The sequence below is a fragment of the Paraburkholderia oxyphila NBRC 105797 genome, assembly GCF_000685075.1.
GTDB classification, from domain to species: Bacteria; Pseudomonadota; Gammaproteobacteria; order Burkholderiales; family Burkholderiaceae; genus Paraburkholderia; species Paraburkholderia oxyphila.
Map to the genome: position 1 here is coordinate 90190 of NZ_BAYD01000029.1, position 14485 is coordinate 104674.

The 14485-nt window shown below is 68.0% G+C and carries 13 protein-coding genes; 4 read left to right on the top strand and 9 right to left on the bottom strand.

Features of this window, described 5'->3' with window-relative positions:
• Positions 1–6: 6 nt before the first annotated feature.
• Both ftsH and BO1_RS19570 read right to left on the bottom strand, forming a co-directional pair.
• Positions 7–1923, bottom strand: coding sequence for an ATP-dependent zinc metalloprotease FtsH (ftsH, locus tag BO1_RS51820; RefSeq protein ID WP_043285471.1), 1917 nt, complete (start codon positions 1921–1923; stop codon positions 7–9).
• Positions 1924–1998: 75 nt separating this feature from the next.
• On the bottom strand, positions 1999–2676 hold the full coding sequence (locus BO1_RS19570) for a dienelactone hydrolase family protein (RefSeq protein WP_028219003.1): 678 nt from the start codon (positions 2674–2676) through the stop codon (positions 1999–2001).
• A gap of 135 nt (positions 2677–2811) precedes the next feature.
• On the opposite strand from BO1_RS19570, the gene BO1_RS19575 reads away from it, so the two are divergent.
• Entirely contained in the window at positions 2812–3159 is a 348-nt protein-coding gene (locus BO1_RS19575) for a hypothetical protein (RefSeq protein WP_028219004.1), read from the top strand.
• 37 nt (positions 3160–3196) lie between these two features.
• Here BO1_RS19575 and BO1_RS19580 read toward each other — a convergent pair whose 3' ends face one another.
• Positions 3197–3475 (bottom strand): hypothetical protein, encoded by a 279-nt coding sequence (locus tag BO1_RS19580; RefSeq protein WP_028219005.1) that lies wholly within the window; start codon positions 3473–3475, stop codon positions 3197–3199.
• Between the two features lie 226 nt (positions 3476–3701).
• Here BO1_RS19580 and BO1_RS19585 point away from each other — a divergent pair, with 226 nt between their 5' ends.
• Together BO1_RS19585 and BO1_RS51825 are read left to right on the top strand one after the other, a co-directional pair.
• On the top strand, positions 3702–3944 hold the full coding sequence (locus BO1_RS19585) for a ChaB family protein (protein WP_245643844.1): 243 nt from the start codon (positions 3702–3704) through the stop codon (positions 3942–3944).
• 38 nt (positions 3945–3982) lie between these two features.
• Positions 3983–6886 (top strand): AMP-binding protein, encoded by a 2904-nt coding sequence (locus BO1_RS51825; protein ID WP_043285475.1) that lies wholly within the window; start codon positions 3983–3985, stop codon positions 6884–6886.
• A gap of 30 nt (positions 6887–6916) precedes the next feature.
• Here the strand turns inward: BO1_RS51825 and ppsA are convergent, their stop codons facing one another.
• Both ppsA and BO1_RS19600 read right to left on the bottom strand, forming a co-directional pair.
• Positions 6917–9352 carry a phosphoenolpyruvate synthase gene (gene ppsA, locus BO1_RS51830; protein ID WP_043285477.1) on the bottom strand — a complete coding sequence of 812 codons (2436 nt, stop codon included), beginning with the start codon at positions 9350–9352 and terminating at the stop codon, positions 6917–6919.
• On the bottom strand, positions 9349–9798 hold the full coding sequence (locus BO1_RS19600; RefSeq protein ID WP_028219007.1) for a universal stress protein: 450 nt from the start codon (positions 9796–9798) through the stop codon (positions 9349–9351). The genes ppsA and BO1_RS19600 overlap by 4 nt, the downstream gene beginning before the upstream one ends.
• A 210-nt stretch (positions 9799–10008) precedes the next feature.
• On the opposite strand from BO1_RS19600, the gene BO1_RS19605 reads away from it, so the two are divergent.
• Complete coding sequence (locus BO1_RS19605) at positions 10009–10500, top strand: hypothetical protein (protein WP_052409520.1); 492 nt, start codon at positions 10009–10011, stop codon at positions 10498–10500.
• A gap of 156 nt (positions 10501–10656) precedes the next feature.
• On the opposite strand, the gene BO1_RS19610 is transcribed toward BO1_RS19605, so the two are convergent.
• From BO1_RS19610 to BO1_RS19625, 4 genes are all read right to left on the bottom strand, one after another.
• Positions 10657–12174, bottom strand: coding sequence for an efflux transporter outer membrane subunit (locus BO1_RS19610; RefSeq protein ID WP_028219009.1), 1518 nt, complete (start codon positions 12172–12174; stop codon positions 10657–10659).
• Positions 12152–13237: an HlyD family secretion protein gene (locus tag BO1_RS19615; protein ID WP_028219010.1), complete on the bottom strand. Its 1086-nt coding sequence runs from the start codon at positions 13235–13237 to the stop codon at positions 12152–12154. The genes BO1_RS19610 and BO1_RS19615 overlap by 23 nt, the downstream gene beginning before the upstream one ends.
• Positions 13234–13935 (bottom strand): ABC transporter ATP-binding protein, encoded by a 702-nt coding sequence (locus BO1_RS19620; RefSeq protein WP_028219011.1) that lies wholly within the window; start codon positions 13933–13935, stop codon positions 13234–13236. The genes BO1_RS19615 and BO1_RS19620 overlap by 4 nt, the downstream gene beginning before the upstream one ends.
• Before the next feature lie 4 nt (positions 13936–13939).
• A partial coding sequence (locus tag BO1_RS19625) for an ABC transporter permease (protein ID WP_028219012.1) occupies positions 13940–14485 on the bottom strand: 546 nt, incomplete at its 5' end.

Sequence of the window (14485 nt, forward strand, 5' to 3'; positions counted from 1 at the left end):
CGCGCCTCACGCAGCGCGCTCGACGCGTCGGGATTGCCCTTCGCCCGAGGTGTCTTCCCGCACGCGCGCCTCCGCGCCGTCGCCCTGCACTGGCTCGCCCGCAATCAGCGCGACGAGTTCATCGTGCTCGAGCACTTCCCGATCGAGCAAACACTTCGCAATCCTGTCGAGCGCCTCACGCCGGTCGTCCAGCGTTCGCGCAACGCGCTCATGTGCTTCGTTCAGCAGCCTGCGCACTTCGTCGTCGATGCACTGTGCCGTATGCTCACCATGGCGAGGGCCCTCTGCGCCGCCGAGCGCGTGCGCCACGCCATCGTCCGCACAGTTTGCGAGGCCGATGCGCTCGCTCATGCCGTAGCGCGCCACCATGTGCCACGCCATCGCGGTCGCGCGTTCGAGGTCGTTCTCCGCACCCGTGGAAGCATCGCCGAAAACCAGTTCTTCCGACACGCGACCGCCGAGCAGCGCGTCGAGCCGGTCGAGCAGTTCGCTGCGCCTGAGCACGTAGCGGTCCTCGGTGGGCACCTGTTGCGTGTAGCCAAGCGCCGCCACCCCGCGCGGAATGATGGACACCTTTTTGACCGGGTCGCAATGCGCGCGGCTTTGCGCGACCAGCGCATGCCCCGCCTCGTGGTACGCAATGGTCAGCTTCTCCAGCGCGTTCATCACGCGGCTCTTGCGTTCTGAGCCTGCGAGCGCGCGGTCGATGGCCTCGTCGAAGTCGGCCATGGCGACGCTCGAGCGGTCGGCCTCCGCGGCGTGCAGCGCGGCCTCGTTCACGATGTTCGCCAGATCGGCGCCCACGCAGCCGGGCGTGCGCGCCGCCAGCTCCTCCAGATCGACGTCCGGCGCAAGCGGCACCTTGCGCGTATGCACGGCAAGAATCTGCCTGCGCCCCACGAGATCGGGGCGGTCGATCGCGATGTGCCGGTCGAACCGGCCCGGACGCAGCAGAGCGGGATCGAGCGTTTCGGGCCGGTTCGTTGCCGCAAGCAGAATGACGCCCGCATTGGCCTCGAAGCCGTCCAGCTCGACGAGCAACTGATTGAGCGTCTGCTCGCGTTCGTCATTTCCCGATATCGGACTCGCGCCGCGCACCTTGCCGAGCGCGTCGAGCTCGTCGATGAACACGATGCACGGCGCCTGGCGCTGCGCCTGCTCGAACAGATCGCGCACGCGCGCCGCCCCCACGCCGACGAACATTTCGACGAACGACGACCCGCTGATGGAGAAGAATGGCACGCCTGCTTCGCCAGCGAGGGCCTTCGCGAGCAGGGTCTTTCCGGTGCCGGGCGCGCCGACGATCAGGATGCCCTTGGGTATCTTGCCGCCAAGCCGGCGGTATCGCTCCGGGTGGCACAGGAACGAGACGATCTGCTGAAGTTCCTTTTTCGCCTCGTCGATGCCAGCGATATCGTTAAACGTCGCGCCCGTCTCGCGCTGCACATAGACGTGCGCGCGGCTTCTGCCGATGCCCATGAAGTCGCGCGTCCCGCCACCCCGGCGCATCATGAATTGCCACACGATCATGAAGAGCAAGAGCGGCGCAAGCCACCCGAGCAGCGAGCCGGCCCAGTTGCTGTCGAGCGTGCCGCTATAGCGCACGCCCGCGGCGGCCAGCCGGACCGGCAACGAATCGTCGGCTACGCGGATCGTCGAAAACGTGTAAGGCGGCGGACCGCCCCCTAATGCGGCGGCGTCGGACGCGGGGAGCGCCGCCTTGGCCTGTTCCGAGCGCAACTCGCCGGTGATGCGCGTGGGACTGATCACGAGGTTGTCGATTTCGTGCGCGTCGAGCAAGCGCCGAAAATCGCTGTACGCGATCGGCGGCACGCCCGGCGTGGCCCAGAACAGCTGAAGCGCCACGAGAAACAGGAGCCCGATGAAAAGCGCGATGCTGCCCGAATCGAGCTTGTTCTCCATGCTGAGTTCACTCCTCGTTGGGCCCGGTCGGCCTGCGGCGCGGCGTGCCCGCCGCGTCACGCCACCACCAGTTCGTCAATGACCGTGCACACGCCCGGCTGCGCACACGCCGATTTCCAGATGTGCCAAGAACCATTCTGTCGCAAGCCGCGTGAGCGCTTCGAGCGCGCCCGGCTCGTCGAAGCGGCGCGACGCGTCCGCCACGATCGAGATCCTGTGCTTGCAGCGCAAACGCGTTGCAGCGAGGCCATTGAAGCGAATCGCCGTTTCGTAGAACTCGCCCACGATCAGCAGCGTCGGCGCGGTAACACACGCCAATGCCTCGCGGGCGAGATCCTGCCGGCCGCCCCGCGAAACCATGGCGCGCACCTGCTGCCTCGCGGCCGAAACGATCAGCGCCGCCGCCGCGCCCGTATCGTCGCCCAACAGGCCGACTGGCAACACACGTGTATCCGGACGCGTCCCGAGCCAGTCGAGCACCTTCGCGAGACGACGAGCGAGCAATGCCACGTCGAACCGGTACTCCCCCGTGCCGGTGTCACGGCGCTCTTCATCCTTGCTCAGGATTTCGAAGCACAGCGTGGCGAAGCCTGCGTCCTGGAGGCTCCTTGCGATGATCTGATCCCCCACCCCATGCTCGCTGCTTGCGCCGCCATGCACAAGGACCACGATACCTTTCGCGGCTAGCGGAACGCTCAGCATGCCATCGAGCAGCAGCCTCTCGACAGGGATCCCCACTGCATTCGCCTGCATCGCCGACGCCTCCTTAAAAATTCGCGTGTGGCACGCAACACTATCCATCGCGGTGGGGCAAACCATTTGACGCAGATCAGCCTGGCCGGGCGCCGCCGCGACCACGATGAAATCTCATGAAGCGAGGAGATCGACATGGCACGCACACATCATTTCCACCCGGAGTTGCGCCACGCAACCGTCCCGACCTATTTGGTCAGCTATGGCTTCCCCCTGCTCCTCTCGCTCTACGAGATTTTCAGGCTGGTCGACTGGGTATCCCGGCGTGGCTTCAGCCTCTACGGATTCAACCAGATGGGATACGACTTCACAATCATGCTTGCATTCTTTGCTCTGCAGATTATTACCCAGTCGATATTCCTGATTTCGACCGTCGCGGGATCCCGTCCGGACGTGGGCCACAGAGTGGCCAATCTCGGCATGGGCTTGCTCTGCTCGGCGGCGGTGCTGATGTTCGACCTCTTGCTCCAGGCACGGGCCTGAGGAGCACGTGCGACGGCACGCGTGCGCGCTGTCGCGCTCAGCCGGCCGAGGACATCGAGCTGCGTTCTGGCTTCACGGACCTCGCCTCGCCGTCAGGGCGCGCGCCCATGAAGCAGTCAAGGTACTTCACCCAGTCCGCCGCCTGCTGCACAGGCCCAGCCTGTTGCGCCATCCGCGCCGGCGCGGTACGCGCACAGACCTTTTCGACATCGAGGACCATGCCGCGAAGCAACGCCCCATAGGCCGCCTGGTCGCGCGCGGCCTCGCTCAGGCTTTGCTCCCACAAGCCCACGCTCGCCGTGAGGTATGCGCGCATCAACATTTGCCATGTCTACGCCAGAGACTTCACGTCGTATCTGCACGCATGCTGAAATGCCTCGCGCAGGCGTTGCGCCGCGGCGCGGTCGCGTTCGATGCGCCTGGCCTGCAACAGCGCAGACGTCGGGGCGAATCGATCGGCAGGCGCACTGGGCTTCTCTTGATTTGAATCAGCCTCCGGTCTGCCTCCGCGCGCGAGCCTTGTTACTGGATCGATTGACTTCGTGCACGACGCACCCTTTGACGCCATGCCTTACGCAACGAACGCCGACTTGCCTGCGGGTGTACGCAATCATTTGCCGCTGCACGCGCAGGACATCTTCCGGGCCGCCTTCAATCGTGCCTGGGCCGACCACGCGTGGGACCCGCGCCAGGAAGAAGCGGCGCGCCGGATCGCATGGGCAGCGGTCAAGCGGCTCTACGTCCGCGAGGGCACACCCGAGCACACGTACTGGGTGCCACGCTGACCGATCCCTCCCTGCTCCTCTCGCGCGAAGGCCTGCCCATGAACACGCAGCCCGACGAAACCCGTGCCGCACGCCTCGTGCACCTCATCGATACGCTTGCCTCCGAGTTGCACGGCGAGGCGCATCGCACCGAACGAGTTTCGATGACGACGCAACTCGAGCGCGATCTCGGCCTCGACAGCCTCGCGCGCGCCGAACTTGCCGAACGGATCGAACAGGCCTTCGCCGTCCGCCTGCCGCCCGACGCGTTTGCTGCCGCCACGCCCGCGGACCTGCTCGGCGCAATCGAGCGGGGCGCACAGGCTTCGCCGCGCGAAGCGGCGCCACAGACGCAGACGCAAGCGCAAGCGCGCAGCGAACCCGCATCGACGGTCCCCGAGCAAGCCCTCACACTCGCCGAGGTCCTCCGATGGCACGCGCGCGTGCACCCCGACCGGCTCCATCTCACGCTGGTTGAAGACGGCGTCTCCCGGGAGCTTACGTATGGGACGTTCTTCCAGCGCGCCTCGCGCGCGGCCAACGCCCTGCGCGCGCTCGGTGTCGATCCGGGCGCACGCGTCGCGCTGATGCTGCCCACCGGCACGGAGTATTTCGTCGCCTTCGCGGCGTTGACGCTGTGCGGGGCCGTGCCGGTGCCCATCTATCCGCCAACGAGCCTTGCACAGCTCGAAGAGCACGTCACCCGCCACGCGTCGATCCTCGCGAATGCCGAAGTCTCCACGCTGATCGCCTCTGCCTCACTGGGCTCCGTTGCGCAACTGCTCAAACTGAAAGTCCCCTCGCTGCATCAGGTGCTCACCAGCGCGACGCTCGACACGATTCAGCCCGGCAATGACGAGCCAGCGCCGCTCGTGACGGCCGACCCACACGACCTTGCGTTGCTCCAGTACACGTCCGGCAGCACCGGCGAGCCCAAAGGGGTCATGCTGAGCCACGCGAACCTGCTTTCGAACATCCGCGCGATGGGCGAGCGCATGATGGTGCAGCCCGCCGACAAGCTCGTGAGCTGGCTGCCGCTCTATCACGACATGGGGCTCATCGGCGCGTGGCTCGCCCCGCTCTATTTCGGCTTTCCGCTCGTCGCCATGTCGCCGCTCGCGTTTCTGGCACGCCCGGTCGTTTGGCTCGAGACGATCTCGCGCTGCCGCGCCACGATCACCGCTGCGCCCAATTTCGCGTACGAGTGGTGCGCGCGGCGCGTGCCCGAGCGCCAGCTCGCCGGGCTCGATCTCGCGTCGCTGCGGTTCGCGTTCTGCGGCTCCGAGCCGGTGAATCCCGACACGCTGCGGGCCTTCGCCGAGCGCTTCGCGTCGTTCGGATTCGATGCACGCGCCATCACGCCGGTTTATGGCCTCGCGGAGAACACGCTCGCCGTCACCTTCCCCGCGCCGTCGCGCGGCTTGCGCGTCGACCTCGTGCGGCGAGAGACACTTGCCACGCACAGCAAAGCCGAGCCGGCACAAGCGGACGACGACGCGCTCGCGCTCGTCGCCTGCGGCTATGCGCTCGCCGATACAGAACTGCGTATCGTGGACGACCGGAGGCAGCCGCTCGCCGAGCGTCGGATCGGCCGCATCGAGTTTCGCGGCGCGAGCGCGACGGCCGGCTACTACCGCAAACCGGAGCAAACCGCGCAGCTCACGCATGACGGCTGGCTCGATAGCGGCGATTTGGGCTATCTCGCCGCTGGCGAGCTTTTCGTCACGGGGCGCAGCAAGGACCTCATCATTCGCGCGGGCCGCCATATTTTCCCCGACGAACTGGAGCACGCGGTGGGGCAACTGAGCGGGATCGAGCCCGGTGGCGTGGCAGCCTGCGGCGAGCCCGATCCGCTCGCCGCCACCGAGCGGCTCGTCGTGATCGTGGAAACCGCGCTGCGCGGGGCCGCCGAGCGCGCCGAGCTCACGGCGCGTGTCAACGCCGTCGTGCTGCGCTTGTGCGGAGCGCCTGCCGAGCGCGTCATGCTCGTCGCGCCGCACGAGATTCTCAAGACGCCTGGCGGCAAGATCCGTCGCGCTGCCACGCTCGAGCGCCTGCGCCACGGCGCATCCCGCGCGAAGCCGCCGGGCACGCTCGCGCTGTGGCGGCAGATGTTCGCGCTGGCGGCTGCCAATGCGGTTCCGCTCGCGCGGGCCGCCTTCGCGTCGCTTAGGAGCGTCGCTCGCGGCGCCTGGTGCTGGTCGCTCACCGGAACCGCGTTTGCGGCCGTCTGGCTGCTGGTCGCGGTCGATCGCGCCCCCCTGCGGCGCTGGCGCACGGCCGCGCGCGCCAGCCGCATCGTGCTGCGTGCTGTGGGGCTGCGCACGACGCTGCGCGGCGCGCAGCACTTCGATGTTCGGGCGCACCCCGTACTGGTCGTCAATCACACGAGCTATCTCGACGTGGTGGCGCTGCTTGCCGCGTTGCCCGAGCCGGTGCACTTTGTCGCGAAGCGGGAGCTGTCGCGCCAGCCGTTCGTCGGCGCCGTGCTGCGTGCGCTTGGCACGCGCTTTGTCGCGCGCGACGACTATGGCCAAAGCCTTGCGGATGAGGCTCAGCTCGTCGAATGCGCCCGCGCCGGCGAAACGCTGCTGTTCTTCCCCGAGGGGACCTTCGTGGCCGCAGCCGGGCTGCGCGCGTTCAGGCTGGGCGCGTTTCGCGCCGCCGTGCTGGCAGGTTGCCCGGTGCTGCCCGTCGCGGTGCGCGGCGCACGCGCGGCGCTGCGCGATGGGCGCTGGATCCCGGAGCACGGCGATATCGAAGTCGAATTGCACGCTCCAATCCATGCAGAGGGGAACGATTTCCGCGCGATGGTGAGCCTGCGCGAGCGCGCGCGCGCGGCGCTGCTCGGGCTATGCGGCGAACCGGACGCGGACGCCGCCGCACAGGCCACGGCCGCGCAAGCGCCAGGATTGCACGCCATCTCCAGCGCGAGTGACGACGCTGTCATGCCGCAGCCGTAGATAGAAAGCAAGAACAAGCCAAATCGTCAATCACAGTGGCAACCGTTCGACTAGCGGCACTGGCCTGCCGGAGTCCGCATCGCGCGCCGCCTCGCTGGCCGCCACGCAGCGCTTGACCGCAACGAAGCTATCGGGACTCACCGAAATCGAGTCGATGCCGCACTCGACCAGGAAGGCGGCAAACTCGGGATGGTGCGCGGGCGCCTCGCCACACAGCCCGACCTTCGCGCCGGCTTGATGAGCCTCGGCGATCACCCGGCGCACCATCCATTTGACCGCATCGCTCTGCTCGTCGAAGAGCCCCGCTAGCTGCGCCGAGTCGCGATCCACGCCCAGTGTGAGCTGCGTGAGGTCGTTGCTGCCAATCGAGAAGCCGTCGAAACGCTGCGCGAACTGGCGCGCGAGCACGACATTGGACGGAATCTCGCACATCACGTAAATCTCGAGACCCTTGCGCCCACGCTCGAGCCCGTTCTCCTTCATCACCGCCAGCACGCGATCGGCTTCCTCGGGCGTGCGGCAAAACGGAATCATCACGATGACATTGGTGAAGCCCATCGCTTCGCGCAGGCGCCGGATCGCGCGGCATTCGAGCGCGAAGCCTTCGCGGTACTGCGGCGAGTAGTAGCGCGAAGCACCGCGAAAGCCGAGCATCGGGTTGGCTTCGTGCGGCTCGAACTGCGCGCCGCCCACGAGGTTGGCGTACTCGTTGGTCTTGAAGTCGCTCATGCGCACGATCGCGGGACGCGGAAAGTGCGCAGCCGCGATGCGACCGAGCGCGCGCGCAAGCTGCTCCACGAAGTACTCCGTGCGGTCTTCGTAGCCGGCAGTCAGATCGCGTATGGTGCGCTTCGCCTGCTCGTCCTTGAGCTTGTCGTATTGGACCAGCGCCATGGGATGGACCCGGATCTGGCTGCCGATCACGAACTCCATTCGCGCGAGCCCCACCCCGTCGGCGGGAACACGCCACCAGCGCAAAGCCGCCGCCGGATTCGCGAGATTGAGCATGACGCCGGTGCGCGTGGGCGGCAGGGCCGAGAAGTCGATCTCGTCCGCGTGAAACTCGGCGATGCCCTCGTACACCGCGCCCTGTTCGCCCTGCGCGCAGCTCACCGTGACCTGCTGGCGGTTACGCAGCACGCGCGTGGCGTTGCCGGTCCCGACGATAGCGGGCAGGCCCAGCTCTCGGCTCACGATTGCCGCGTGCGAAGTGCGGCCGCCGTGATCCGTGACGATCGCCGAGGCGCGCCGCATGATCGGCACCCAGTCCGGGTCGGTGGTCTGCGCGACCAGCACCGCGCCGTCCACGAAGCGCGCCATGTCGCGAGGCTGCCCGATCACGCAAACTTGCCCCGCGCCGATCGCCTCGCCCACGCTCACACCCGAAAGCAGCTTCGGGCCCGTCTTGCCGATGCGCCAGGTCTTGAGGGCGCCCGCGTCGCGGCGCGACTGCACGGTTTCCGGGCGCGCCTGGACGATGAAAATCTCGCCCGTGGCGCCGTCCTTCGCCCACTCCATGTCCATCGCACAGCCATAGTGCGTCTCGATCAGGCAGGCCCAGCGCGCAAGCTTCAGGATTTCATCGTCTCGCAACACGTAGGCGCGGCGCTGTGCGAGCGACGTGCGCACATTGCTCGTCGGTTGCTTCCTGCGGCGCGAGCAGATCATCTTGACCGCCTTGGCGCCGCACGTCTTGCTGACGATGGGCGTGAGCGACGGGTCGTCCAGCAGCGGCTTGAAGACCTCATACTCGTCCGGGTCGACCGCGCCCTGCACGACGTTCTCGCCGAGCCCCCATGCGGCGTCGATGAGGACGACGCGCTCGAAGCCCGTTTCGGTATCGATCGAAAACATCACGCCCGCGCCGCCGAGATCGGCGCGCACCATCTGCTGCACGCCCACCGACACCGCTACATCGAGCGTATCGAAGCCCCTGGCCTGGCGATAGCTGTTCGCCCGGTCGGTGTAGAGCGACGCGTAGCAGCGCCGGCACGCGTCGAGCACCGCCGCGCCGCCGGATATGTTCAGGAACGTCTCGAACTGCCCCGCGAAGCTCGCCTCGGGCAGGTCTTCGGCCGTCGCGCTGGAGCGCACGGCAACGCTCAGCTTCTGCTGGCCGGTCTGCTCGCACAACTGCGCGTAGGCCGAACGGATCGCGTCAGCGATGGAAACAGGCCAGGCGCCGTGCAAGATCGCCGCGCGGATCAGCATGCCCGTTTCCGCGAGCGTGCGCCGCTGCGCCGCGAGCTCGCCGAGGGCGGTGGCGATCACGTCGTCCAGGTGGTTGGCTTCGATGAAGTCGCGATACGCCTGCGCCGTGGTCGCGAAGCCGGGCGGCACCTTGACGCCGTGGGGCGCGAGATTGGCGATCAACTCGCCGAGCGACGCGTTCTTGCCGCCGACGCGCGCCAGATCGGCGCGCGTGACCTCCGCCAGCCAGACGACGGGAGAGCATGCGGCGGTCATGACTCGCCCCGCACGAGCAGCACCGGGCACTGCGCCTCGCGCACGAACGTCTCCGCCACGCTGCCGATGAAAGCACGCTTGATGCCGTGCCGGCCATGTGTGCCGAGCACGGCGAGCTGCGCGCCATAGCGCGCGGCGCAGCGGTTCAGGCAGTCGGCCACGCTGTCAGTTACGCCTTGCACTTCAAGCAATTCCGTCTCGCAGCTCACGCCTGCCGCCTTCGCCTGGGCGCGCGCCCCTTCGAGCAGCTTTTTGGCTTCCTCCCGATACGTGGCGATCAGGTCCGCGGGAACGTAGGTCAGCCCCATGCCGAGCGGCGCCACAACGTCGATCACGTGCGCCACGCAAAGTTGTGCGCCCGCCCGATGCGCGAAGCGCACCGCCTCGCCGAGCGCATGCTTCGAGGTCTCGCTGCCGTCGAACGCCATCAGAATCTTTTCGTACATGCTCTGCCTCCTCACTTCGGGGATGCCCCGCGTCTCGCAGTGTCTTGCCCGACCCATCATCGGATCGTGTGGCGCCGCGCCGTTGATTTGCATCAAGAGACGATCGGGCGCCGGGGCGAAGACATGGCTTGACCTGCATCAGACGTGGCGCCACGTTCAGAGGGATCCTCGAGTCATCACCATGCTGATCGCAGCTGCGAGGAGAGGCCCATGAAACGTATCCATGGCATTACGCTGACCGTTGCCCTGATTGCGGCGACGGCGCCTGGCCCCGGCTTTTGCGCGGCCGATATCGTCCCCACCGAAACGGGCGCCGCCGCGACGCGGACCATGCAGAACGGCATCGCCTACATCACCGGCGGCGTGGGCAGCGACGAAGCCGACGCGCTGCGCAGCGTTGCGAGCCAGTACAGCCTGCGGCTCACTTTCGTGACGCGGCGCGGGCAATTCCTTTCGGACGTGGATGTCGAGATCGTCGGGCCTTCGGGGGCGTCGGTCCTCAGGACGCGCACGCTGGGCCCGTACCTCTACGTGGCGCTGCCACCCGGTCGATATCAGGTGGCGGCATACGCGGCAGGGACGAAACAGACCCGTGTCGTGGTCGTGAACGCACGCGAGGGCACGAACGCGCAGTTCGAATTTGTCCCGGTGGTGCGCCGCGCCGCAGCACCGTGCTGCCAGACGCCGCCCCTGGCCAGGTGAAGCCACCCGGCTGAACAAGCATCGGGATGCCGGCACCCGCCACCCTGCCTGCTGGACAGGCGCTCCCGCATACGATGCCGGCGACGGTTGTGTGCACGGCGGCAGGGTTGTGAAGACACCTCAATCGGCCCGGGGCCGTCGACCCGCCTTGGCGCCTCAGCGCTTGCCGTCTCCATCGCCCCAGCCGCCGCCCAACGCCGCATAGAGCGCGACAGTGTCCTGCAGCCGCTGGGCGTCGGCTTCGAGCCAGGCGATCTGCGCCTGATGCAGCTGGCCGTCGGCGACGAGGATCTGGAGGTAATCCACGGTTCCCGCGCGATAGTCGGCGCGCAGCAGCCGCAGCGCCTCTTGTGCCGCCGCCAGCGCGCGCGTCTGCGCGTCGAGCGCGCCGGCGTCGTACTCGAGCGCATAGAGCACGTCCGCCACCTGCGCGAAGGCGCTCAGCACGGTCTGGCGATACTGCGCGCGCGACGCGTCGTAGGCGTCCTGCGCGGCCTTGCGCCCGTACCAGAGCGTGCCGCCCTGAAAGAGCGGCGCGGCCACGTTCGCGGCCAGGTCCCACGACTGGCCGGCGCGTGCGCCGAGCGAGGCGAGCGACGTGCTCGAGAGCCCGCCGCCCGCCGAAAGCGTGATGTTCGGCAGCATCGCCGCCGTGGCCACGCCGATGCCCGCGCTCGCCGCGTGCAGCAGCGCCTCGGCCTGCAGCACGTCGGGCCGCTGGCGCACGAGCTGCGAGGGCACCGTCTGCGGCAGGTCCGCCGGGAGCGTGATCTCATGCAGCGAAAGCTCGGGCGCAGTCCCTTGCGCCGGCAGCATGCCCGCCAGCGTGGCCAGCAGGTCCGCCGCCTGGGCGCGTTTTTGCTCCAGCACCGGCAAGGTGGCTTCGAGCGTGGCCTGCTCGTTTTGCAGCGTGAGCACGGCCGCGTAGGCGGCGGTGCCCGCGCGCGCGCGCTCCTCGGAGATGCGGACCTGCTCGCGCACGAGCCCGATCATCTCGCGCGTCGCGTCGATCTCGTCGCGCCACGCCGCGCGTGCGATCAACGTGTTGACGACGTTCGATTCGATCGTCAGGTACGCGGCCGCGAGTGCGTAGCGCTGCGCATCGCGCTGTGCCGCGAGCCCCTCGACGTAGCGCCGGTTGCCGCCCCAGAGATCGACGGCATAGCTGATCGACGCGGAGAGCGTGAACAGATTGAAGATCGACGGCGCCACCTCCGAGCCCACGTGAAGGGGCACATAGCGCTGACGCGATACACCGGCATTGGCGCCAACTTGGGGGTAAAACACGCCTGCCCCGGCCCGCAGTTGATCATCGGCACGCCGCAGCGACGCCTCGGCCGCATCGAGTGTCGCGTTGCCCGTGAGCGCGTCGTCCACGGCCGCGTCGATCTCCCGGCAGCCGAATTGGGTCCACCAGTCGTCGTGCACGGTCATGCCGGCGCGCAGCGTCTGTGAGACGCCTGCCGCCTCGAAGGTCGCGGGAGCGCGCTCGCGCATAAATGCGTCGACCTGCGGCGGCGCCGGCCGCGTGAAGTCCGGCCCGACCGCGCAGCCCGGCAGCCCTGCCGCGCCGATCCAGGCGCACACGAGGAGCACGAGCCCCCTGCGTGCGCGACGGCGCCCGCCTCGCGCCGCGCCCGGATGATTTCGCTCAGCGCGCGGCAATGTAGACATCGACGATCTGCCCTGGGTACAGGCGCAGCCCCGCCTTCGGTTCGACGCGGAAAATCACCGGCAGCACGCGCAGGTCTACGCGTTCGGTGCGCTGATCCGAGAGCTCGATCTTCGGCGTCACGTAGGGCTGGATGCGCTCGAACGCGAGATCGGCCTCGATGTTCGCGCCGCGCACCGACATGCGCGCCTTGAGCTGCCCCGGATCCGGCAGCCGCGCAATCAGGATCTCGTCCACGTAGCAGCGCACCGCGAGCCGCTCGGGCGCGGTGCCCAGCACGATCACGGGCGCCATGCCCTGCGTATAGGTGTCGTAGACGCCCTGCTGCGAAAGGTACGAGCCCTGCGCGGTGTTCACCGCCAGCACGACGCCATCGGACGGCGCGCGCAGCGTGTAGTGCGCGAGCAGGGCCCCGGCCGAGGCGGCGGCCTTGCGCAGCGCGTCCACCTGGCCCTGCTGGTTGCGCACGTCGTAGACCCACGCGCCCGCGCGTGTGAGGCGGTCCTGCCGCGCGACCACGTCTAGGTTCGCCTGGGCGACGCGCATGGCGTTCTGCGCACTGTCGAGCACGTCGCGGCTCACGGCTTTCGGGTCGATGTCCCATGCCTCTTTCTGCTTCGCATAGGTGTCCTGAGCCATCTTCAGATTGGCCTGCGCCGCCTTGACCTGTGCATCGGCAACGTCGCGCGTCTCGGGCCGGGGCTGCGCCTTCAGTTCGTCGAGCAGCGCCTGCGCGGCCAGCGCCTGGGCCGCAAGTTGCTCCGCGCTCGCGCGCTGCACGGAATCGTCGATCGTGAGCAGCACGTCGCCCGCCTTCACGCGGTCGCCGTCATGCACGTAGAGGCGCGTGACCGCGCCCGACACGTCGGGATAAAGGTTGACGTTCGCGCCCGCGGGCTGGTCGCTCTCGACGATCCCGGTCGCATAGACGCCATGCGGATAGGGATTGGCCGCCGGCTGGAACACCGGCGGCTGCGGCTGCTGCTGGATGCCGAACACCCAGGCGGCCACCACGCTTGCGGCAAAGCCGATCAACGCCGCGGCGAACAGGAGCCGATGCTTCATCGCGCGCCTCCGGGGGCAATGTCCTTGAGCTTGCCGTCCTCCATGTGCAGGATGCGGTCCGCGTATTCGAAGATGCGGGCATCGTGCGTGACGGTGACGATGCAGCGCCGCTCGTTGAGCACCTGATGCTTGACGAACTCGATGATGGTGCGCCCCGTGTCGCCGTCGAGCGACGCGGTGGGCTCGTCGAGCACGAGAATGTCCGGCTGGCTCACGATCGCGCGCGCGATCGCCACGCGCTGCTGCTCGCCGCCCGAGAGTTTCACGGGCGGCAGGGCCGCACGTCCGCCGAGGCCCACGACCTCCAGATAGCGCTGCGCTTCGGCAAGCGCGTCGTCCCAGGGCCGGCGCTTGAGGATCAGCGGAATGGCCACGTTCTCCGCGGTGGTCAGGCGCGGGAACAGGTGGTAGTCCTGAAAGACGAAGCCGATGCGGTTGAGCCGGAACTCCGCGAGCCGGTCGTCGGGCTGCGCCCACAGATCCACGCCGTCGATCGACACGGAGCCGCCATCGGGCCGCAGGATGCCGGAGATGACGCTCAGCAGCGTGGTCTTCCCGCTGCCGGAGGGTCCCACGATCAGCACCATTTCGCCGAAACGCGCCTGCATCGAGACGCCCTGCAGCGCCTGGGTGCGCGCCGCGCCCTCGCCGAACCACTTGTCGAGCGCACTGGCCTCGATGGCAATCGAATCGCTCATCGCGTCAGCCCCGGAAGATGTCGAACGGCTCGATGCGCAGCACGCGGCGCACGCCGAGATAGCTGGAGAGCGCGGCGATCACCACCACCATCGCAAACGCGATCGCGAGATTGCCGAACGTGATCATGGCGGCATAATCGCGGATGCGCAGCCGCGCGAGACTGATCGACGCCGCGCACAGGCCGACGCCGAGGCCATAGCCGGTGAGCGCCGTGAACGCCGCCTGGAACAGGATCATCGCGACCAGCTCGCGCCGTTTCGCACCGATGGCCTTGAGCGCGCCGAATTTTTCGAGGTTCTCGAGAATGAACGTGTAGAAGGTCTGCCCGGAGATCGACAGCCCGACCACGAAGCTGATCACGGTCATCAGGAGGATGTTGGTGCCGAGGCTCGTCTCGTACTTGTAGAAGTCCGCGATGTGCTGCATGAACTCGTCTTTCGTGTAGGCGATGTAGCCGAGCGCCGCGACCTCGGCCTTGATGTGCGCGACGTCGGCGGCCGACTTCGGCTCGACGAGGATGTACGAGGTGGTGTAACGGGTCGACGGAAT